The 21,329-nt window shown below is 41.9% G+C and carries 11 protein-coding genes and 3 pseudogenes; 5 read left to right on the forward strand and 9 right to left on the reverse strand.

The genetic code is table 11. The annotated features are described in order from the left end of the window. Window positions 1-188: 188 nt before the first annotated feature. Window positions 189-1,274: a polyamine ABC transporter substrate-binding protein gene (locus ACYRY3_RS09030; protein ID WP_460201362.1), complete on the reverse strand. Its 1,086-nt coding sequence runs from the start codon at window positions 1,272-1,274 to the stop codon at window positions 189-191. Between the two features lie 14 nt (window positions 1,275-1,288). Then, window positions 1,289-2,419, reverse strand: coding sequence for an ABC transporter ATP-binding protein (locus tag ACYRY3_RS09035; RefSeq protein ID WP_460201363.1), 1,131 nt, complete (start codon window positions 2,417-2,419; stop codon window positions 1,289-1,291). Between the two features lie 211 nt (window positions 2,420-2,630). Between ACYRY3_RS09035 and mrdA the strand changes: the two genes are divergently transcribed. Continuing rightward, window positions 2,631-4,445, forward strand: a complete 1,815-nt coding sequence (gene mrdA / locus ACYRY3_RS09040) for a penicillin-binding protein 2 (RefSeq protein ID WP_460201364.1) — start codon at window positions 2,631-2,633, stop codon at window positions 4,443-4,445. Between the two features lie 192 nt (window positions 4,446-4,637). On the opposite strand, the gene ACYRY3_RS09045 is transcribed toward mrdA, so the two are convergent. The 3 genes and pseudogenes from ACYRY3_RS09045 to ACYRY3_RS09055 all read right to left on the reverse strand — a co-directional run. Next, window positions 4,638-5,492, reverse strand: coding sequence for a nitrate ABC transporter ATP-binding protein (locus ACYRY3_RS09045; RefSeq protein ID WP_460201365.1), 855 nt, complete (start codon window positions 5,490-5,492; stop codon window positions 4,638-4,640). Between the two features lie 110 nt (window positions 5,493-5,602). Next, window positions 5,603-6,994, reverse strand: a pseudogene (locus ACYRY3_RS09050) (CmpA/NrtA family ABC transporter substrate-binding protein); the annotation flags it as partial. Continuing rightward, window positions 6,993-8,396, reverse strand: a pseudogene (locus tag ACYRY3_RS09055) (fatty acyl-AMP ligase); the annotation flags it as partial. The pseudogenes ACYRY3_RS09055 and ACYRY3_RS09050, both read right to left, overlap by 2 nt. A 713-nt stretch (window positions 8,397-9,109) precedes the next feature. On the opposite strand from ACYRY3_RS09055, the gene ACYRY3_RS09060 reads away from it, so the two are divergent. Beyond that, window positions 9,110-9,268 carry a hypothetical protein gene (locus ACYRY3_RS09060; protein ID WP_460201366.1) on the forward strand — a complete coding sequence of 53 codons (159 nt, stop codon included), beginning with the start codon at window positions 9,110-9,112 and terminating at the stop codon, window positions 9,266-9,268. On the opposite strand, the gene ACYRY3_RS09065 is transcribed toward ACYRY3_RS09060, so the two are convergent. Next, on the reverse strand, window positions 9,265-9,447 hold the full coding sequence (locus ACYRY3_RS09065) for a hypothetical protein (protein WP_460201367.1): 183 nt from the start codon (window positions 9,445-9,447) through the stop codon (window positions 9,265-9,267). The genes ACYRY3_RS09060 and ACYRY3_RS09065 overlap by 4 nt on opposite strands. A gap of 303 nt (window positions 9,448-9,750) precedes the next feature. On the opposite strand from ACYRY3_RS09065, the gene ACYRY3_RS09070 reads away from it, so the two are divergent. Continuing rightward, window positions 9,751-10,266 carry a Fur family transcriptional regulator gene (locus tag ACYRY3_RS09070; protein ID WP_460201368.1) on the forward strand — a complete coding sequence of 172 codons (516 nt, stop codon included), beginning with the start codon at window positions 9,751-9,753 and terminating at the stop codon, window positions 10,264-10,266. Window positions 10,267-10,409: 143 nt separating this feature from the next. Here ACYRY3_RS09070 and ACYRY3_RS09075 read toward each other — a convergent pair whose 3' ends face one another. After that, window positions 10,410-13,316 (reverse strand): TonB-dependent siderophore receptor, encoded by a 2,907-nt coding sequence (locus ACYRY3_RS09075; RefSeq protein ID WP_460201369.1) that lies wholly within the window; start codon window positions 13,314-13,316, stop codon window positions 10,410-10,412. A gap of 1,053 nt (window positions 13,317-14,369) precedes the next feature. Next, window positions 14,370-16,220, reverse strand: a complete 1,851-nt coding sequence (locus ACYRY3_RS09080) for a DUF3685 domain-containing protein (protein ID WP_460201370.1) — start codon at window positions 16,218-16,220, stop codon at window positions 14,370-14,372. A 125-nt stretch (window positions 16,221-16,345) separates the two neighbouring features. Between ACYRY3_RS09080 and ACYRY3_RS09085 the strand changes: the two genes are divergently transcribed. Next, window positions 16,346-19,519, forward strand: a complete 3,174-nt coding sequence (locus ACYRY3_RS09085; RefSeq protein WP_460201371.1) for a pentapeptide repeat-containing protein — start codon at window positions 16,346-16,348, stop codon at window positions 19,517-19,519. 183 nt (window positions 19,520-19,702) lie between these two features. Here the strand turns inward: ACYRY3_RS09085 and ACYRY3_RS09090 are convergent, their stop codons facing one another. Then, window positions 19,703-20,149: a Fur family transcriptional regulator gene (locus tag ACYRY3_RS09090; RefSeq protein ID WP_460201372.1), complete on the reverse strand. Its 447-nt coding sequence runs from the start codon at window positions 20,147-20,149 to the stop codon at window positions 19,703-19,705. 631 nt (window positions 20,150-20,780) lie between these two features. Here ACYRY3_RS09090 and ACYRY3_RS09095 point away from each other — a divergent pair. Further along, window positions 20,781-21,014: pseudogene (locus ACYRY3_RS09095) on the forward strand (chlororespiratory reduction 6 domain-containing protein); the annotation flags it as partial. Window positions 21,015-21,329 lie beyond the last annotated feature (315 nt).

Genomic DNA, 21,329 nt, shown 5'->3' on the forward strand with positions numbered 1-21,329 from the left:
TTCGCAGTATAATTTTTCAATTGCCGACTCCCTAAAAGTTCTGGCTGATACTCTTGACAAAATCCTTCTCCGAGGGAATGAAACAGCCCTGCTTATCAAGGGTGGAAACAAAAAATCCAATTTCCTCCCCTTTATAAGGGGAGGTTAGGAGGGATAAAAATTATGTGCAGCTTCATATTAAATTGTTATTAGCTACTTGTTAATTCAATCCAATAACGCTCGTAAACTGCTTCAATTTCTTGTGCCAAAGGAGCAAGACGTTCGCATTTTGCCAAAATTGGCTCTGCAGGAAACAAGCTGGGATTGTTCTGTATTTTCTGTGGCAATTGCTCAAATCCAGCACGGTTGGGAGTGGAAAGACTCAAGCTTTGACTCATTTGGGCTGCCACATCTGGTTGTAACATCAAGTTCATCCAAGCATAGGCTGCTTCAAGATTTGGCGCTGTTTTGGGAATGACGATGGTGTCAGTCCATAAGGAGGAACCACTGGTTGGAATGACGTATTTTAATTTAGGGTTTTCTTTAGCAATTTTGACTGCATCTGATGAATAACACATTGCGATAAGTAAATCTCCCGCAACAATTTGATTGCGCCATGCATCGGTGGTAAAGGCTGCAATATCTGGTTTAAGGACTTTCAATGTGTCATAAGCTTGTTTAATTTCATTTTCGTTGGTGGAGTTGTAGGAGTAACCAAGCATCCGCAACACGGCACCTATCACTTCTCGGACATCGTTCATCAAGGTCATCCGCTTTGATAGGAGTTGTTTGTTCTCCCAAAGATAGTCCCAGTTATCAGGTGGGACTTTTAGCTTCTCGGAATTATAAATAAAACCTGTAGTTCCCCAACTAAAAGGAATACTGTGAGTGTTGCGAGGATCGTAAATAGGATTTTGAAATCTGGGAAATAAATTATCTAAACCAATTAAGCGATCGCGCTCTAATTCCTTTAACAATCCCAAGTCTACCATTTTTCTGACCATATAGTCACTTGGGTAAATCACGCTATAGGCGCTACCTCCACCAGCTTGGACTTTACTAAGCATGGCTTCGTTAGAATCATATAAATCTGCAAATACTTTGATCCCTGTTTGGGTGCTAAAAGTTTTTAATAATTCTTTATCAGTATATTGCTCCCAAGTATAGATGTACATTTGGTCGCGGGAACCTGTTGTAGCAGATGCTCGAACATTTCCCAATCTCCAACCACAGGCTGATAAAGACAGGCTTGATAGTGCTAGTGCTGCTTGAATAAATTTTCGTCTGTTTGTCATTTGACTCTTGAATCTTAAGTATTAACTAAAGCCAAACAATCACTTTCCAACCACCAGGCATAGATTGGTGTTTCGCGGTCTGGCAAATTAATAAATGTGTTGGGTTGTAGAACATTGATACGCGAACCATTTAACAATTGCACAACATAATTAATATGGGTTCCCAAATACATAATGTTAACTAGCCGTCCTTCAAAGTAGTTATTTTGTAAACTGGGTTTGTAGAGGGATAGCTGTATTTTTTCGGGTCGCACGCTGACAACTACCGATTGTGATAATTCTGTTGGTGTGTTTTCTTGACGGGTAACGACAATTGAAAGCCCGGTTTTTGTCATAATTCTGATGCTAGAAGCATCTACACCTGTGATTTCACCTGCTAGTAAATTGGTATCGCCAATGAAATCAGCAACGAATACTGTTTGCGGTTGTTCGTAAATTTCGCTGGGGGTGCCTACTTGTTCAATTTTGCCTTGGTTCATCACGGCAACCCGATCCGACAAGGAGAGCGCTTCTTCTTGGTCGTGAGTTACCATGATAAAGGTCAAACCCAATTCTTTGTGTAAGTTAGAGAGTTCAACTCTCATTTCTTTTCTCAGTTTTAAATCCAGCGCCCCAAGGGGTTCATCTAAAAGTAATACTGCAGGACGGTTGACGATCGCTCTTGCCAAAGCTATCCTTTGCTGTTGTCCCCCTGAGAGTTGGCTGGGAAAACGCGATCGCAAACCCTCCAATTTCACCAGTTCCAAAGCCTGTTTCACTCTGCTTTCAATTTCTTTAAAGCGGAATTTTTTCAGCCGCAGTCCGAAAGCAACGTTATCCCACACGTTGAGGTGGTTAAACAAAGCATAGCTTTGAAATACGGTGTTAACGGGTCGGCGATATGGGGGAACATTGGTCATAGATTGACCTCGAATCAACACCTTACCCGAGTCAGCCCTTTCAAACCCAGCTATCAAGCGAAGAGTTGTTGTCTTGCCACAACCAGAAGGACCAAGGATACTGAAGAATTCTCCTTGCCGGACATCGAAATCTACTCCATGTACTGCTCTTTCTTGGTTAAAAAACTTAAAAACGTTAAGCAGTTCCACATCCAGTGCTTCAAAAGCTGCTGTTCCCCCCCGATCCTGCATTAGAGTTTGAGCCATAATTGTTTGTTTAACCCTGAGAGTATAAGTGTTTTTGTTAATTAATGTAGTCGATTAGGCAAACGACAAGTTACACTTTGGTTTATTCTATCCGGCAAAAACAACTTACAGAAAAAATATACTGTTCGGTTTATTTTTCCCGTAAATACACTTAAGAATATCAAGATATTTTATCTCAAAAAAGAGTTATTGCAGAATTTGGTTTCGGTTTATGGAATTAAAGTCATCTAAATTTAGTGGATTTATTGGAAATAAAGGTTTACGCACTGTAGGAAAAAATTACCAGTCCGTCTTTTTTATCGCATTTACCATAATAATGATGATTGGTATTAATGCTCGTTTGGGGTATTTACAGATTGTTGAAGGCGCAAAACTCCGAAAAAGAGCAGAAGCCAACCGAGTTCGGACAATTCCCAAACAACCAGAACGCGGCAACATTTTCGATCGCAATGGTAAACTGTTAGCGACAACTCGCTATCCCCGTTCCGTGTACCTTTGGCCGATGGCGCACACGAAGCCATCATGGCGAGTCGTGGCATCGCGTTTAGAGCAAGTTCTCAAAATCCCTAAAGAGGAGATACACAAGAAATTACAAGAAGCGGGTCCAGATTCAACATCACTTGTACGGGTTGCGCGTGACCTGAATGAAGCGGAAATTACGGCATTGAAAGAGTATGAAAACGAACTTCAAGGAGTGGAAATTCATACGGAAGCTGTACGCTACTATCCTAACGGAGAAGCGATCGCCCATATCATAGGCTATACTCGCGAACTAACCCCCGAACAGCTGAAACAAAAGCGGAAAGAAGGCTACCGAATGGGTGATGTAATCGGTCAAATGGGGGTAGAAAAGGCGTATGAAAATCTCCTACGAGGTGAATGGGGCGGTCAGCAAGTAGAAGTCGATGGGAAAGGTCGCCCAATTCGCGTATTGGGAGAAAAGCAAGCTCGTTCTGGGAACGATGTTCGCCTGACCATAGATTTGGATTTGCAAAAAGCAGCAGAAAAAGCTTTAACCGTCCCCAGAGGTGCTATTGTCGCCCTCGATCCAAACAATGGTGCTGTCTTAGCACTGGTATCTCACCCCACCTTTGACCCAAATATTTTTTCCAAACAAAAGCTGACCCAAAAAGACTGGGAAAGCGTACAAGGCAAAGCTCATCCTCTCGTCAATCGTGCCCTGAGTGCTTTCCCTCCCGCCAGTACATTCAAAATCATCACCACCACTGCTGGATTGGAATCGGGAAAATTTTCTCCTGACACAGTACTGCAAACCTACGGTTCCCTGACTATTGGTGGGGTGACTTTTGGAGAATGGAACCACGCCGGATTTGGCCCTTTGGGATTCCCAAGAGCGATGGCAATGAGTAGCGACACCTTTTTCTATCAAATTGGTAGAGGTGTTGGCGGTCCAACCTTAATCTCTTGGACGCGTAAGTATGGATTTGGTAAGAGAACTGGAATTGAACTTTCAGACGAAGAATCAAAAGGTTTAGTTCCAGATGAAAAATGGAAGCAGAAAGCATGGAAAATCCCTTGGACTATAGGTGATACCATAAATATGTCCATCGGTCAAGGGGCTTTGCAAGTCACCCCACTGCAAGCCGCTATCATGTTCTCTGTCCCGGCTAACGGTGGATATCGGGTGAAACCACATTTGCTCAAAGACCGCGAAGAAGCTAAAAAATGGCGCGAATCTTTAAATATGAAGCCAAGTACCATTAGAATTCTTCGTGATGGGCTGCGGAAAGTCGTCACTGAAGGCACGGGTCAGCGTTTGAACGTGCCATCAATTGCCCCAGCCTCCGGTAAAAGCGGTACTGCTGAAGCTGGAGTTGGTCGTCCAAATCATACTTGGTTTGGGGCATATGCTCCAGCAAATAAGCCAGAAATCGTTGTTGTGGCATTTGGTGAAAACTCTGGCGAGCATGGGGGTAGTCTCTGTGGACCAATGGTTCTACAAGTCTTGGAAGAGTATTTTCACAAGAAGAATCCAAGTAAGTATAAAAAATCGGAGCTTAATTAACACCCCTTCCCATTGTAAGTCACGTGTAGGTTGGGTTGAGGCACGAAACCCAACAATTCTACAGTGTACGTACAAGAGACCAGGTTAATGTGTAAAAAAATACGTATGTAGAGACGCGCTGTTTGAAGCGTCTCTACATTATGTAACTGATAGTGTCAATTAAACCTTATTGAGAAGCGGCAACATCTTTGTTCAATCCGCTGCATCATCATGAGCAAATTTGTTGTATAAAAAGTCAAGGGCGCAGTTCCGCAATTCGTAGAACTTTGGATCTTCCATAATTCGGGCACGATTGCGGGGACGGGCAAATGGGATTTCCAAAATTTCGCCAATTTTCGCTGCAGGGCCGTTGGTCATCATCACCACACGATCTGCCATAAATAGGGCTTCATCAATGTCATGGGTAATCATCAAAATAGTGACTCGATGCTTCCGCCAAATTTTGAGCAGTTCTTCTTGGAGTTCTTCTCTGGTAATGGCGTCCAACGCGCCAAATGGTTCGTCTAAAATCAAAACTTGGGGGTGAATCGAGAGGGCGCGAGCGATCGCAACGCGCTGTTTCATCCCACCAGAGATTTGAGTTGGTTTCTTTTGTGCAGCTTCTAAAAGCCCTACCATTGCCAAATGTTCCTTGACAATGGCTCTTTTTTCTGCTTCATTTTTTTTGGGGTAGACTGAATCAACTGCCAAATAAACATTTTCAAAAACGCTTAACCACGGCAGCAAACAGTAGTTCTGGAAGACCATCATCCGGTCTGGTCCTGGTTCTGTAATTGGCTGGTTTTGCAGCAGCACTACTCCATCAGTAGGCGTGTTGAATCCAGAAATCATATTGAGCAAGGTTGATTTGCCGCAGCCAGAGTGACCGATAATACAAACAAATTCACCTTCATTTATAGTAAGGTCAATCCCATCTAGGACGGTATAAGGTCCATTGGCAGTGGAGTAAATTTTTGTCACACCCTCAATAACCAGAAATGGTTCTGGTTGTTGTGTTTGAATTTTATAGTTCTCGGGTTTGCGTTGAATTTTATTTAAAGATTGCATAGTTTATTTGGAAGGTAGTGGTTAGGAGTTAGTAGGTAGTAGTTAGTAGTTAGTAGTTAGTAGGTAGTAGGTAGTATTCTTAGTAACCACTAACCACTAACCAATAACTCCTAGATAAATACTTCTTCAACACGCAGTTGCCGTTTAATTTCGAGGCTGTTAAGATACTCGATTGGGTCGGAAGGATTAAAAACCTTACCATCAAATAGCTGGATTGGAGCATCCTGGCCAATATCAAGGAAACCAAGTTCGCGTGCGGCGGCACCGAATACATCTGTAAGGCAAACCCTTTCAATAATGTCTACCCAGTTCTTCGGAAACGGTATTAAGTTCCAACGTGCAAACTGGGTCATAATCCACAGCATTTCACTGCGTTCGGGGTAATTGCTTTTATTGACTTTAAACTGGTTGTAGGTTGGCAGTTGTTGGGGTTGGTTGCCATCGCCACGAACGTAAGGGTCAATGAAACCAAGACGGGTGTATGCTGGATGCGTCCCCAAGTATTCAGGACGACAAAGTATTTCTAAAATTTCTTCACGGTTTCGGAGGTCGTCGCAATAATCGCAGGCTTCTAAAAGTGCTTTAACAAGGGCAAGGTGTGTTTCTGGATTGTTCTTTGCCCAATCTTCCCGTACTCCCAATACTTTTTCTGCATGTCCCGACCAGATTTCTAAGTCGGTGGCGATGACGTAGCCGAGGTCTTCATGAACGGCGGATGAGTTCCAAGGTTCGCCGACACAGAAACCATCAATTGTCCCAAGTTTGAGGTTAGTAACCATCTCTGATGGAGGAATGACCACTAAGCTAACGTCTCTATCCGGGTCAATACCTTCAGCAGCTAGCCAGTAACGCAGAATGAGGTTCTGCATTGATGCCTGATGTACTATGCCTAAGGTATGAGTCCGATCCAGATGCTTGTTAAATGCAGCTTTTAAATCTGCTAGAGTTCTGACACCTTGATTGTAGAAGTTTTTGTTGAGAGTAATTGAGTTACCGTTCCGGGAAAGTGTGAGCGCTGTGACGACGGGTACTGGGGTTTTACCACCAGCGCCTAAAGTGAGGGCAAGGGGCATACCAGCAATCATTTGGGCGGCATCCAGTGTTCCAGTACCAACGCCTTTGGCAATTTCCTTCCAGCTGATTTCGCGATTGAGGGTAACCTTTTCTAATCCATACTTTTCAAATAAGCCTTTTTCCTTGGCAACTATCAGAGGTGCAGCATCGGTTAGGGGAATAAAGCCAATTTCTAAATGGGTTTTTTCTAAGCCCGTGGCGGTTAAAAATTCTGGTGCCTGAATTTTTGCTTGGCGTTTTTTGGCCAGTTTTTGTTGATTGAGGAAGTAAATGATTTGGTTGCGTAAGTTGTAGTAGCTGGGATGATTGACGACTTCCAAGCGTTGGCGGGGACGGGGAATAGGTACTTCTACGATTTGCCCAATATGCGCTTCTGGTCCATTGGTTAGCATCACAATGCGATCGCTCAATAAAAGAGCTTCATCTAATAATTAAATCTTTGGCTCGACCTGTAATGAAGAGTTCTCCATTGTGCAAAAAGCCTAAATCACCAGTGCGTAAAAATGGTCCCTCTCCTGTGTCTTTGAGATAGGCATGAAATGTTTGCTCTGTTTCAAGAGGGCGATTCCAATAACCCTGACCAATACTAGGTCCTGATACCCAGATTTCTCCAACTTCATGACTGTGACAACTCATGAGCGTCTCTGGGTGTGCGATCGCTATTCGTTGTTGTGGTACAGTTTGACCGCAACTAACAAAGGTCTGGATATCATCACTATCGGCAGATGCTTCAACAATGCAGTTTTTCTCTAATGAAGATTTTGCAACAGTTTTGCAAGGAGGTAAAGCCTTCTTGACCCCACCGGAAACCATCAAAGTTGCTTCCGCCATGCCGTAACAAGGGTAAAATGCTTCCGGACAAAAACCACACTCCGCAAAGGTGGCAGAAAATCGTTCCAGAGTCTCTTGTCTAATAGGTTCAGCACCGTTAAATGCAACACTCCAACTACTTAAGTCGAGAGTTGACCTTTGCTCAGGGGTAATCCTCTGAATGCATAACTCATAAGCAAAGTTGGGACCTCCGCTTGTCGTACCACGATAGCGAGAAATTGCTTGTAGCCATCGATAGGGACGTTGTAAAAAAGCTGTTGGAGACATTAAGACGCAAGGAAACCCACCATACAAGGGTTGCAGTATTCCGCCAATCAGCCCCATATCGTGATATACAGGAAGCCAAGAGATAAACTGGCTCTCTGGCGAATGTTCCATAACTTGATAAGTGACAGCAGCGTTGTGCAGCAGGTTGCCGTGATTGAGCATTACACCTTTGGGTGTACCTGTAGAACCTGATGTGTATTGCAGAAATGCTAACGTTTGTGCAATTATTGCACGTTCTTCCCAAGAATCTTCTATCCCTTGTGGCAAGTCGTCTGTTGTCAACCAACGTAGATTTCCCTGGCTTGATTCTTTTTCAAGTAAAGATTGTATGGTGGGGAAAATCGTTGTTGTTGTCAAAATAATTGCTGCTTGTGCATCTTTTATAATTGCCTGAATCCTGGGCGTATTACGTTGATTGCGTGGTGGGTAAGCCGGAACAGCCACAATTCCAGCATATAGACAACCAAAAAATGCTGTTAAGTAATCCAGTCCAGGAGGATACAGTAGTATGGCACGCTCTCCACTCAAACCAAGGGCTTGAAGTTGAGCTGCTACAACCCGAGAGCGCCGATCCAACTCATGATAAGTCAGCGTTAATTCCTGCGTTTCTCCATCTTCAAGGAAGGTAAACGCTTGTTTGTATGGTGTCCTGAAACTGCGATCGCGCAGAATATCAACGACTGTCGCACACTGATGAGAATTTTCTGGGAAGTTATTGAGAATTTGAGTCATTTTTAAGTCTCAGGCAATTAAATGCACGCAAACAATATTAAACAGGTCAAGTTGAAGACAAACGCCATTCTGTGTAAGTTGGAGCAACGCCTTTAAATCTTCGTATTATTCAGTTGAGAAAGTTTTTCTGAGTAACCTCTACTATGTCCTTATAGAGTATATAGCGGAATTGCTTGCTAGTTGAGCAAAAATAGATTGAAATTTGCTGCAAGTTATTCTTGTTTAGCTTTTTTCACTCTAAAAGAAAATTACTATGTTTGCAACCCCCCGATACATAGACAATAGTTATCATGATTTACTCTCGCCATAGGCTATAAGTTATTCAAGTAAATACACTACTTTTGATAGATGCTAAAACTAAAATAATACTTGTTTAAAGATTTTATATAATTTATGTGATTAATGGTAGCCGATCGAAAAGAGCTTGCTGCTTAATGCTATCTCTATTTCTACGGAGAATTCTGTGGTGTAGGAATGAACTCGTACCACGCAATTTTTTTAAATACCAACTTCACATAAGTGCGAAATCTGAGGGGTAAGTGAGAAAGTATAGCAATAAATTAAGAAAAACTCGCTGAGTATATGCAAAATTTATTGACTATAGTATTATTAATACTTGCAAAATGACTGATAATGACTTTCAATAAGTTTACAGTAACTGTCTAATCCAACGAGCGGCAACTCAGTGGTGTGATGGAGTTTAGAGGAAAAGGATGAAATTAAAGCGATTCGTTCCCAACTTGTTGTTATCAAGCTCAATAGCTGTGTTGGTCACAACTCCTGCCAAAAGCAAGGAAGTATCAACAAGTGAAGTTCATAAGAGTGCAGCATCTGCTGACAACACTCATGTGAGTATTCGCCCGTTCAATTAACCAATCACGATCCCAGTTATCAGAGGTAATGCCAATGGCAAGGGCACAAAAAGTAAATAGAGAGCAGTTGTGGCAATATCCACTTGTGCAAGATTTGCACATTCACCAAATGCTTCATAAACATTAATAAAGTTGCAAGCTGTACGCCGACTCCAACCAAATTCAGCTTTCAAGCACATTTCAAACTGACCATGCTACAGTTAACGACCATCAGGAGTATTTATGTTACTAAAAATTTTTAACTAAAAAGCCTTAAATAGAGGGAAACTACTCTCATTAAGGCTTTGCCCACCATAGGAGCTTAAAAAATTGAACAATAAGACTTTACGTCCAAAAATGATTGTTAAAGTCAGGAAACCCTGATTTAACAACAGTAACTTAAATCAAAATCAAAATCAAAAGGAAAGTCCTAGTGCAACTTAGTTAAATTTATTATCAGTAATAATTTTTACTATAAGTTTTTATTAAAAGCAATTGTCTCTATGTATACTTCCGACTCTCTCAAAGCAGAACTTCGTAACAAAGGTTATCGACTGACACCACAACGCGAACAAGTCTGGCAACTATTTCAGCATCTTTCTAGAGGGACTCATTTAAGTGTCGAAGAAGTTCATCATTTGCTTGTACAACGTGGAGAGAAAATGAGTTTGTCCACGGTGTACCGTAACATCAAAGTTCTGGCAAAGATGGGAATTTTGCGAGAGTTGGAACTTGCAGAATCATACAAGCAATATGAACTCAATACAACTTTCCCTAATCATCACCATCATATGGTTTGTATCCAATGTAATCAGACAATGGAGTTTGAGAATAGCTCCGTTCTCAAGCAAGCGATGAAACAGGTGGAGAAAGCCGGACTGGATATGATCGACTGCCAGCTAACCATTCACACTATTTGTCCAGAGGCATTGCGTTCGGGGTGGCCAGCACGAATATCAAGTCGTTGGATGTGTTCCCGAGCTATTGCTTTGATGAAAACTTCACTTACATCCAAATGATATCATGTCCGGGTAAAAACTTATCATTAAGGCAGATGGGGAGATGGGGAGAGGGTTTTCCGGTTTTTGCGATTATTGTTTAATAATAACTAATTAACCGGACTTAATATGAATTATAAGCACCTGTAATAATCTGGCGTGCATTAAAACTCAAATGAAATAGTTCCCTGTACTGTGAATGGTTCACCAGGGAAAACATTTAATCTATTGTTTGATGCCGTCTCAAAATAGTCAACATCAAATAGGTTTTTAAAATTCAGAGATGCGCGAAATTGTCTACGTTTGTAGAAGAGCGCAGCCTCTGTTATAAGATAGCTGGGCAAGCGGAAAGTATTGGCTAAATCCCCTTCTCGCTCCCCCACAAAGAAGAATCCTGCACCAACCCCAAAACCCCGTAGTGGAGCTCGTTGAAATTCATAGCTCGTCCACAGGTTGAAGGTATTTTGGGGGATTAGGTTCAACTGATTGCCCACAAGATTCGTGTTATCTTGTGTGATTTGTGCGTCAGTGTAGGAGTAGCCCGCAATGATATTCCACCCCGGCACAATCTCTCCGGCAAGGCTCAACTCAAAACCTTTGCTCCGTTGTTCTCCCGTTTGAATGGAGAAGCCTGGAGGTATTCCCAGTCTTGTGTCGGCAGTCGAGACATTCGATCGCGTCAGGTCAAAGAAGGCAAGTGTTGCGGAGAGGCGAGCGTTTAAGTCAGCCTTGATCCCGACCTCGTACTGCGTACCCCGTTCTGGTTGAAAGGCACTGCCCTCAAAGGTAACTCCTGAGATCGGGTTGAAGGAGCGAGTGTAGCTAGCATAAAGAGAAATTGGGGTAATCGGCTGATAAACAATACCGATGCGTGGACTAAAAGCATCGCCAGAAACTTCTGGTGTGAATGTTTCGGTTTCCGATCGGCTATTGAAGGTGTCAAACCGCACGCCTAACAGCAATTTCAAGTCTTCGGCCAGCGTCACTTGGTCTTGTATATAAATGCCTAGAGTATCTGTTTTGCTGTAACTCTCGCTGTTGCTAATAAAATCACCAAGAGGGCGACCATATATAGGGTTAAATAAGTCAATTGGAGAGGCTTGTCTGGTAGAATTGACGAACCCAAGTTCATCTCTGGTAAGATTAAACCCTGTAACGAGTTGATGCCGAATGCTGCCTGTAGCAAACTGACCGACAACGTAAGTGTCAATGTTGAAGAATTGACGAAAAACATCGGATACGCTGAAATTTCTACTTACAATGCGATTGTTTATAGCTAATCCGACGTTAGTGAACAATTCCCTGCTAGGAAAATCTACTCGTGAAAATCTGAAGGCATTGCGGATTTGCCAGTTATCACTAAACTGATGTTCTAGATCGTAGCCAACCCGAATGGCAACCGAATCATCAGTGGCATCTGGTTCACCGAGGTTGCGGTTACGCGGTATCCTGCCATTCGGATTGGGCAACACCGTACCAACGACTGGTAAACCTTGCTGACCTGATGATTTTGGTCGATTGAGATATTCGGCAGTTAAAGTCAGCCTGGTGCGATCGCTAATCTGCCAGGAGAGCGTTGGGGCCACAAGGTATTGCTGTCCATCATAAAAGTCAATAAAGCTTCCGGTTGTCTGGGCTGCTAAATTTAGCCGATATAACACCGTTCTGCTTTCATTGAGAGGACCAGTCAAGTCAATAGCACCACGATAAAAGTCGTAATTACCAACCGAGAATTCTGCTAAATAGAAAGGGTCACGCAGCGGCTTCTTAGTTACTAAATTGATTGCCCCACCGGGCGACCCTTGACCAAAGAGAACAGAAGCGGGTCCCTTCAAAACTTCAATTCGCTCAATGTTAGCGACATCAAAACCAGTATTAGAGTTTGAAGTATCTCTCAATCCATTCCTTAAAATATCGAGGGTGGCATCAAAGCCTCGGATCAAAGGAAATGCAGCTAACCCACGAGTTGATGGGTTAGTTCCTTGCGCTGTACCTGGTATGTTTCTGAGAGCTTCACGTAAAGTCGTTACCTGTTGATCTTTTAGCACCTGTTGCGGTACGACTTGAATAGATTGGGGAATGTCGCGTAGAGGTGTATCGGTACGGGTTCCTACGCTAGTATTAGGTACGCGATAGCTATCTGGTTCACCCGTCACGACTAACTCAATCGGCTCATCACCCCGCGCTGCTGGTTCATCTGAGGGTGTTTCACTCGTTGTCGGTTGCTCAACTTCAGGCTGCATTGCCGTTGTCGCAGATGTCAGAGCAAAAATCAATCCTTCATCAGTGTCAAATAACTCAACTGTGGGCAATCCTGTTTCACCTACTACTGTCACCCGAATTGTATTAGCATCAAAGTTAGTAACCGTTATCTTACTAATCCCCTGAATGGGATTTTGGGAACTGAATGTGAACGCATCACCATTGGATAAACGTAGTTGAGCATTGAGAATATCTGCAATAAAGTTATTCTCAGCACTGCGATTGGTGATTTGTAGTTTTTCCCCAAGAGTTGTTTGTAAAATCACCTCCACACCTTTTTCAGTGGGAATAGCTTTTACTCCTGTTACTTCAATCACACCCTGCTGCTCAGGGGGGTTAGTCGGTGTTGGCAACTGCACCAACATCATGGCGCTAGTGCTGGGACGCTCTATTTCACTGATTTGGCGAACTTTTTGCTCCCCTTTACCCTTCTGCAAAAGTAGAAAATCATCGCTCTCACCAGACAAAACCGAAACTTTGTTTAACTCATTGACCTGCTTTTTCCGGTAGTGTACACACGGTTGGCTCAAAACCTCATCCTTGCTTTTAACTAGACTACAATCTTTCCCTGTGGGAAGTTGAGACAGAAATGCCGCACAAGCTACGGTGAAGTTGCGTTGGGATATTTTTCCTGGGGGTGTAGGTTTGATTTGTTGAGTTGAATTGTCAATACTTTTTAGTATAAGTTTATCCTGATTCTCAAGTTGAGATTTCGCCCCAGCAGGTTGAGTAACGAAAACACTTATAATTCCTACCATACTGGAGGCAATACATAGATATAATATATAGAGCGATTGCCAAGTTTGCATATCTCTTCTCACACAGTTTTGACTCACAGACTTATTGCAGATAAGTAGCTAGGCGTAATATCATGTCTGGGTAAAGACTTATCATTAAGGCAGAGGGGGAGAGGGGGAGAGAGGGAGAGAGGGAGAGAGGGAGAGAAGGAGAGGGGGAGCGAGTTTTCTGGTTTTTGCGATTATTGTTTAATCATAACTAATTAACCGGACTTAATATAATTAATAATTGCTATAGCCAAATCATAGTTATTATCAAACATCTGCCCTTCTACTCCCACATCAAAGCCCAAAATTAGGTAATGCACAGTCCTAAGTCAGCCTAAAAGAATTTATCCACAGGCTTGAACAAGAAAAAGCCTTTTTTTGCTTGAATCAATTTACGGCTTGCGACCAGATTGTTTGTGTTGAGAATACTAAGTGCTTCGTGACACAACTCATTTAGCACTCATGGCTCAGCACTACTTTGGTCAAGCCGGAAACGCAACTTGAACACTCCTCCTAAGATAGGGATTGAACGTAAATTATCTCTTGTGTTCATTCAAGCATTAATGAAAATACTTGTCAAATACTTGAACACAGATGAGGTATGGCGAAACTTCGCTCAAAATGTAGTCAAATATAGTCATTTCTCATGGAGGTGCATCAAGCTGTGCTATCCAGGCTCAAACAATATCTGATATCAAGGCCATAGAGTGTATTAATGTTATTGCTTTGGCGATCGCTCAAAAAATTAAAGTTAAAGATTTAGCCGATTTAGTTCCTCTTTTTCCCAGTTTTTCGGAATTTTTAGGTCAAATAGCTTTTTCTTGGAGTCAGCAAAAGCTCAATAACAATCTTGCTAGGCAAGACTTTCTTGAAAGCTTTTTTCACTTCAGGCGTAATTGGAATATTTGAGGGGTTAGGAGTTAGTAGATAGTGGTTGGTGGGTAGCGATTCCTTCTGTGCTGGCTGTAGATTACCTCAACCCTTAAGTGGGCAATGCTTACCCTACAAAAATCCATAATTTTTTTGTCACAAGGAAGCCACAGCCCAAATTAATCCCTAACTACTAACTACTAACGTTTATTTCTTTCTTTCTGGTAAAGAAACATTACCAATTCCTTGAATAATACCGCGAGCGATTAAACCAATACCCCGACCAACAATCCGTGTTAAAACAAAGACAATACCATTCCCTAAAAAAGATAATAGTGATTGTAAGCGAGGTGTTAGGGCATCCCGAAATTCCAGCCCTAAGGTCACGATAAGCGGCACTCCAGAAAGCTGTGCTAATTCTTGAGTGCGAGAGGCATAAATTGAAATCATAGCAATTCCCCGAGGGGCAAAAATAAATAGTTCATAGCGACTTTCAAAAATTGCTTTCGGCTCCAAGACATAATTTCTTAGACGATATTTCCAGGACAAATTATTTCTAAATTTTTCTATCTCTCTTGTAGAAATTAATTGTCGATCGTAAAAAACTTGCTTGATTGCTTCTACATCTGCTAAAGAGTTAAGCAATGGCTGAATCACACCATTAGCAATCTGAATCAAGATATTTTCAAGAATATTTTCTGCGTGTACTTTTGCTTCAGGGCTACCAGCTGGATATAAGGTGTTGTCTATCTGTAAATTGGTTTGAAACAATAAGTATGAAAACATCTCTACAACCAGAGGAATTTGACTGAGAATTTCTCTTTGAACAACAGCGGCATCTTGTAGTAAGATATTGACAATTTCTAAACTGCGATCGCTGACTTTTATCCTAGAGAATTTTCCAAAAAAATCTATGGTAGCTTCTCGCCATATATCAAATAATACTGTATCTTTTAAACTATAGAGTTGATGAATTTCAACTTGAGAAGCACGCATTTCATCCAAAGCATCTGCAATTTTTTGCAAAATAAGATAAAACAGTTCTCTTTTCTTATCCCAACGCAAAATATCAGTTTCTAAAGCTATATCTGTTAAATTTCCTAAAGGAAACTGAAGTTTGGCAATACAAGATGCAAACAATGCTGCTTGTAGTGCTCTTGGGCTAAGTAAAACAGGTGTTTTTGAAGATTTTAAGAATTCAGAATTGGAAAGCGCAGAACTAAGGGGAGGGTCTGGAGAAAACTGTGACTGATTTGAAGCAAAATAATTTCCGTGGGGAATACCAGGCGTTAGCGAATCTTTTGTATGGGAGGCATCCTGCTGTGTTTGTTCTCTTTCTAAGGATGAAGTTAATAAGCGATGGAGTAACCAACGGGCAGCTAGGAGTTCTCGACGTTGCCCTGCTAAAATTGCTCGTTCTAGCAGTGGTAGTCCGGGAACTTGCAATTGCTTCGTTACTGTTGCCAAATTAGCATTGATATAAAAAATGCCTGATGAGTGAAAATGATTTCGCAGCCTTGTAAAAGGTAGGCGGTAAGACTTGAGGCGACTGGTAAACGCGGAGGACAGCACGGAGAAACTTTCTCCATTGTCCACGTCGCTGCGTAGCTGTATCTCCGTATCCTCTTGTTTCCCATGCCAATATGAGCCACCTGAAGCAACTGCTTGCATCGCAGCAACTAATTCGGAAACAGATGTACCTTTGGCGCAGTAACCATTTACCCCAGCCGCTTTAGCAGCTAAAAGCAGTCCTTGTTCCTGAGTAGAACTGAGGAGCAACAGTGGCAAGTTGGGGTATTGTATTTTCAATTGTTGGCAAAGTAGCAAGCCTAGTTGCTGGCTGGAGATGGAACGTCCATTACCCAATTCCAAGACGACTAAGTCTATATGATTAGGGTCATTTTGTGCAAGTTCTGCTAGAATCTGCAATGCAGTGGTATCGGTTTCGGCTTCAGACACCACCTGTAGCTCGGGGGCTGCTTCCAAAGCAACCTGTAACCCTAGCCGAAAGATAGGGTCTTGGTCAATTAACAGTAGTTTTAGAGGGCGATCGCTCATATTCCGTTAAAAAACAAGACTTGTTTTCATCCGGTGACAAATAAGCCTTATAAATTAGCTTAATTTCCTTATTGTGACCTGTTTCGGCTGCTGATTAATAAATAAGTGGTATTCCTAATTTAAGAATGAGCTTGAGTCTTCGACATTGGTTAGCAGAACACGATCTTGAAATTCCCCATATAAACAAATTTTCATCGGGGCAGATAGCAGGTTTGGCATTCCGTATCCTTCAAGATATGGAAGCCAAAAGCCTTAGCATATTTGATATTTGTACCTTAGTAGAAGTTTTAGAACTACCTCTAGGTGCTGTCTGGGAGGAGATTCCTGTTTTTGCCCAAGTCACTCAGAACCTAGTAAGTAATCTTAGCCTGAAAAAACCCTTAAAACGCAGTGAAGGAACTTGGTTGGCATTCCAGATTGCTTACCTTCGTGCTTTAGAGCAAATTCTAAATCAGGAGAAAAACCTGCACCGACCTTGGTTAGGTAGAGTGACGATCGCCGATAAAGGGACAAGAGGACTTGGGGGACAACGGAGACAAAGCGAATTTCCCCATTACCCCATCTCCCCTTCCTCTTCTCGTCCTCTCCAAGATCCACAACTGCAAGTGCTACTAAAAACTCTTCGCCCTGGAAAGTTAACTGATACTCAGGCTGAGCAAGCACTGGCGATAGTTGCAGATTCATTACTCGTGCAACAGATGAATAATGCCGTTGTGGCTTGGTTAATAGCTAATAGTGCGGAAGAAGTAGAAGCTAAGCTAATAGTACAGCGCTTAGTCAATGGGCTTCCCGGACATTTGCTGGCAGTTATCGCTGAAAACGCTCCCGCGTTCGCCCAACTACAAAAATTCTTTCGGTTGGGGAATTCCTTAACTCCTAATTCTGGAAGCCTGACACCAACAGTAGAACCAGTGGAAAGCATCACGCCAACAGCATCAGCTACTGGTGATAGAATTGACCTGTACCGAGAACTCTACCGAGCTAGTTTAATTCAGAGCTACTCAGAGCCATTGTTAATAGAATCTTTTTCTCTCAAAGATATTTATGTTCCTCTCAAGGGGACACCCATTGAGAAGAAGACTTTACAACAGGTTTCAAAAACTTCTCAGGTGGTTGATTTAATGGCATGGGCGCAGCAACAGCTATCTGATTTAAAAACTGTGGCTCTAATTGAATCGGACGCAGGTTACGGAAAAAGCAGTTTCTGTCACATTTGGGCAGGGGTGGTAGCACAGGAACTTTATCCTAACTGGGTGCCCGTACAGATTCGCCTGTGTGAGGTAACACCCAGCGAAACTTTAGAAGAAACGTTGAATACTGGTTTCAAAGGAAATTTTCACGTTAACCTTTCAGAATGGTTGGAATTAGATTGTCCAAAATGCCTTCTGCTTTTGGATGGTCTAGATGAATTACCGCCTTCTTATCAAGGCAATAGAACAAGAGCTATTTTTATTCAGCAGTTGCTTGACTTTCAGTCCAAGTGTCAACACAAGATTTTTTTGACCAGTCGCTCAACTGCCGTGCAAGAACTTGCTCAAGAACTGCCATCGCAATTCAAACGAATTACCATAGATCCTTGGGAACAGGATGAACTCAGACAGTGGTTCCAGCAATGGGCAAAAGTACAATCTTTGCCTACTGCTCAAAATTACTTTACATTTTTGAAACAGGCAGGTGTCTTCTCTGCGAAATCAAAGCTAAAGGAACTCTCTGCCTTTGTTCGCCAACCTTTCATGCTCTATTTATTGGGCATTTTGCACCGTGATGAATTCCTAAACGATGAAATCTTGCAGTTAGCAGCCCAAATACAGCCAGAAAAAAATGCTTCTCTACTCTGGGAAATTTACTATTGCTTGAGTAGATGGCTATTAGGATACCCTCAAACTGGTGGTATTAAAACAATGCAAATGCGCTGGGGATTGAGCCATATTCATCGCACCCAAGAGGCTTTAGCCGAGCTATTACAAGCTTGTCATCCTCAAGAGTTACTTGAAAAAATGCAAGACATAGCGCTGCGTATTTTACATTCAGGACGCTGTCAAATAACTTTAGCTGGTGCATATGATAAATTACCAGCTTTTTACTTTCGAGTTCAAGATTCTCATGACTCATCTACACTCGAAGGCAGTGCCTTGACAAGCCAGAGGGTTGCTTTGGATTCCAAAGTTGAAATGGTTGCCGTGCAAAGAAGTTTCATTAAATTTTCCCACCCTAAGTTAGGAGATTATCTCTGTGCGAAAGCTGTAATTGCCGGATTGAAACGCTTAACTCAACGCCAACCTAATGCTTATGGTGAAGCTAATTTCGTCTTGGATTCAAGACATGAAATTGCCCAGCACCTCTACAAATTACTCGGTTATGGTGTGGTCGGCCAGGAAATTGAAGCACTTGTTATTGAGGGATTGCGGCGCTTGCCAAAGACAGAGTTGTCTTTTGAGGTATTGTGCTATCGACTGTTACCTTTTTGGTACGCCTATTGCCGGGGTTATTGGTTAAATGAGGGCATAGGACAAAAAGCTTTGAGTTATTTTCAAACGCTGCAAAACCCTGTTAATCTTGAGCAGGTCAATGCCGCAGTAGGCTTGAATGTTTTTTTATTGCTTGTTCACAGCCATCAGGAAGCGAAAATTCCCTTTTTGCCTTGTGGGAATCCAAGTTCTTTAACTGAATTTAATCCCGAAGCTCTCATGTGGCTGATAGGCAGAACATCAGTTTTGGGTAAAAACATTCTGAGAGAGCGCTTTTTCTCAAAATCTTTTGCTTGTGTGAACCTATCAGGAGCTTATTTGCACGAAATGATGCTAGCAAAGGTAAATTTTGCACAGACAAATTTATCAAATGCTAAGTTAGTTGGGGCAAATTTAACAGAAGCTAATTTCCAAGAAGCAACCCTTGTTGGTACAAATTTCACGGGTGCAAATCTAAAAGGTGCCAACTTTATGGGAGCAGACCTTACAGGTGCAAATTTTATAGGTGTGAATCTTGATTCTGTAAATTTGACGAACGCCTGTTTATTCCAAGCTTTATTAACAGATACTGATCAAGAAATTGCTTTAAACAAGGGTGCTATATTCTCTTTAGAACAATTTCAAGCTATCAAAAACTTGCTGACACAACAATCCCAAGTAAATGCTACTAATAGTACAGAGAATACAGTTGCCTGGATTAATAATGTGCCGGAAAGAGGACATATTGAGAGCATAGAAGGAGATTTAGTTATGCCAGAAAATTTATATGATGATTATGGAAACGATGCGACAGTTGTCAACCCAAACCAGCAACTGGGTAGTGATTATTAATAATTGTAGAGATTTCCTGTTGGAAGCTTACTTAATGTCTACTAACCACTAATAGGTCATTTATAAAGTAAATCTTAAATTTTTAAAAATATTATGTAGGTTGGGTAAAACCCTTGTGTTACCCAACATTTAATTAAATTGTTGGGTTTCGTTCCTCAATTCAACCTACGCTCTAACAGCTGATTAGCTTTCTTTTAAGTTACGATAACCGTAAAAGTTGATACTGTAGTCACTAATTTTTACTCCCGTTTGTTCTTCAACTTGGCGAATAAAATCTTCGGGTAATTCTATATGAATATCTAAAATCTGATTTGTATCCAAACAGTTCACGTGACTGTGGGAATCACTAATATTGCCGTATAAACGCCCATCACAGCGTTCGATACACTCAATAATGCCTTGACTTGATAAAGCTTCTAAATTTTGATACACAGAAGTATGACCAATCGCTTTTCCTTGTATATTTAAACGATCGTAAATCTCTCGAGCAGAAAGATGCTCTTTTACATCCCATAGGAGTTCCAAAATAAACCGACGCTGACGGCTAACCCGCATACCCAACGCTTGACAGCGATCGAGAGCATCTTCTAAGGAACGAATTGGTGTTGTAGATAACGCTTGTTTTTGCATATTTATCTTAAGTTTTTTAACTTAATTGGCTGACTGTGCCTTCTAAACGTTTATTTGTTAATTTATGTACCAACTGCTTTTGCTCTTGTAGGTTTACCCTTCCCTGTGATTTCGTTTGGCTTTTTGAGGAAACCACAGGTTGATGTAGAGTATCTTTTTTGCCTTTTAAGCCTAACTTTGCCACACCCTAATTTAAAACAAACTCATTACCACTTTAGCTTAAAATCACTGTGAACGTCTACTTTACGGCTTGTCTGTTGTCAATAGTTAATAATTATTTGCTATACGAGTGCGGTTCCGCTGAAAATTACCCCCCTTAATCAAGCTAGTATGATGGTGAAAAAGTTGGATTTATCCCCCCTTAATTCATGCCACTTGCGGGACTGTCGGGGAACCGCGATGGCGCAGTGGTTCCCCCCGATCGAGGGGGAAGCAAGAAATCAAATTGCCGGACTTTTATCAGGTCTGGGCTAGGGAGCGGTAAAACTTGTAACCTTTTTCAGACTTGTACACGGGGGTAATCAACTAGCGACTTAAACGAAAAGGTCAAGGAATGTAATAACAAGGCAACTTGGTGATACTCTGGATTATCGGACATACTCGTGAGTTTCATTTTGTAACTGCTGAGTCAATGAAGATCGCAATCACACTCAATACCGACCACATTAACTCGTTAAATCTCTCTCCTGCCATATCAGTTATTGAAAAACTGGTGCAAGAGGGAGCGATCGCGACTAACGAGCAGCAGTTGAGCTTTGATATCAACTATCCGCTAGAACAAGGCGATCCGAGGGAATTCTCAGAAGTTCCAGAAATTCGGTTGTGGTTTATCCGTTTGGATACTCGCTATCCTTGGTTGCCATACAATTGCGCCACAATCCGAACACTTTTGAGATGTTATTCTCGGATTGACTGCAATGACTGTGGTATCAAACTTTGTTAAGAGTTCCCTTCTTCGATAAATGTGCAGACATAGTTCGACGGAGGCATAAGCTTGTTTACTTTCCTCTATGTATTACAGGCAACTAAGAGACGCTAGATTTTGGTCAGCTGCAATATCCCCGATATCTTCAAGCAGCCCGATAACTAAGCAAGCGTCAGTGTAGAACCCCAAATACAAATATAGTATAAATATTTACTGATATTTGAAATTTTATCGGATTTTTAAGGATAAAGCGGG

The organism is Scytonema sp. NUACC21, from assembly GCF_054684315.1.

Excerpts from the sequence above, each read along its gene's own strand:
- ACYRY3_RS09080 (WP_460201370.1), bottom strand. The coding sequence starts at position 16,220 with ATGAGCGATCGCCCTCTAAAACTACTGTTAATTGACCAAGACCCTATC.
- ACYRY3_RS09085 (WP_460201371.1), top strand. The coding sequence starts at position 16,346 with ATGAGCTTGAGTCTTCGACATTGGTTAGCAGAACACGATCTTGAAATT.
- ACYRY3_RS09070 (WP_460201368.1), top strand. The coding sequence starts at position 9,751 with ATGTATACTTCCGACTCTCTCAAAGCAGAACTTCGTAACAAAGGTTAT.
- mrdA (WP_460201364.1), top strand. The coding sequence starts at position 2,631 with ATGGAATTAAAGTCATCTAAATTTAGTGGATTTATTGGAAATAAAGGT.
- ACYRY3_RS09060 (WP_460201366.1), top strand. The coding sequence starts at position 9,110 with ATGAAATTAAAGCGATTCGTTCCCAACTTGTTGTTATCAAGCTCAATA.
- ACYRY3_RS09035 (WP_460201363.1), bottom strand. The coding sequence starts at position 2,419 with ATGGCTCAAACTCTAATGCAGGATCGGGGGGGAACAGCAGCTTTTGAA.
- ACYRY3_RS09090 (WP_460201372.1), bottom strand. The coding sequence starts at position 20,149 with ATGCAAAAACAAGCGTTATCTACAACACCAATTCGTTCCTTAGAAGAT.
- ACYRY3_RS09065 (WP_460201367.1), bottom strand. The coding sequence starts at position 9,447 with ATGTGCTTGAAAGCTGAATTTGGTTGGAGTCGGCGTACAGCTTGCAAC.
- ACYRY3_RS09030 (WP_460201362.1), bottom strand. The coding sequence starts at position 1,274 with ATGACAAACAGACGAAAATTTATTCAAGCAGCACTAGCACTATCAAGC.
- ACYRY3_RS09075 (WP_460201369.1), bottom strand. The coding sequence starts at position 13,316 with ATGCAAACTTGGCAATCGCTCTATATATTATATCTATGTATTGCCTCC.
- ACYRY3_RS09045 (WP_460201365.1), bottom strand. The coding sequence starts at position 5,492 with ATGCAATCTTTAAATAAAATTCAACGCAAACCCGAGAACTATAAAATT.